The 932-nt window shown below is 44.2% G+C and carries 1 pseudogene; it reads right to left on the bottom strand.

Annotation, left to right across the window (positions count from 1 at the left end):
• A pseudogene (locus J3S90_RS15690) lies at positions 1-932 on the bottom strand (T9SS type B sorting domain-containing protein); the annotation flags it as partial.

Here is a 932-nt window from a genome sequence, read left to right as displayed (position 1 = left end):
TCCTGCAGGTGAAAAATCATAAGTATTGGCTGCATTGTAATTCGTAAGAGTCATACTTCCTGCAGCAGAACAAGTCGCTGCTGTTGTGCTCACTACTGGAGTTACTGGTGTAGCCAACTGTGTTAGGCTTATAACAGTAAAACTATTAGAAGCTGCTGAAATACATCCGGAAGCGTTAGTTGCCTTAACCGTGTAAGCCGTTCCTATCATACCGCCTGTTATGACTCCTGCTACACTAACAGTTGGTCCTGCAGGTGAAAAATCATAAGCATTGGCTGCATTATAATTCGTAAGAGTCATGCTTCCTGCAGCAGAACAAGTCGCTGCTGTTGTGCTAACTACTGGAGTTACTGGTGTAGCCAACTGTGTTAGGCTTATAACAGTAAAACTAGTAGAAGCCGATGAGATACATCCAGAAGCGTTAGTCGCTGTAACCGTATAAGCCGTTCCTATCGCGCCGCCTGTTATGACTCCTGTTGTAGTAACAGTTGGTCCTGTAGGTGAAAAAGCATAAGTATTGGCTGCATTGTAATTCGTAAGAGTCATGCTTCCTGCAGCAGAACAAGTCGCTGCTGTTGTGCTCACTACCGGAGTTACTGGTGTAGCCAACTGTGTTAGGTTTATAACAGTAAAACTAGTAGAAGCCGCTGAGATACATCCGGAAGCGTTAGTTGCTTTAACCGTGTAAGCCGTTCCTATCATACCGCCTGTTATGACTCCTGCTGCAGTAACAGTTGGTCCTGTAGGTGAAAAAACATAAGTATTGGCTGCATTGTAATTTGTAAGAGTCATGCTTCCTGCAGCAGAACAAGTCGCTGCTGTTGTGCTAACTACTGGAGTTACTGGTGTAGCCAACTGTGTTAGGCTTATAACAGTAAAACTATTAGAAGCCGCTGAAATACATCCGGAAGCGTTAGTTGCTTTAACCGTGT

This window comes from Flavobacterium flabelliforme, assembly GCF_017948675.1.
Taxonomy (GTDB): domain Bacteria; phylum Bacteroidota; class Bacteroidia; order Flavobacteriales; family Flavobacteriaceae; genus Flavobacterium; species Flavobacterium pygoscelis.
Note: the sequence above shows the minus strand (reverse complement) of the source record. Positions and strands in the feature narration are given on the sequence as shown.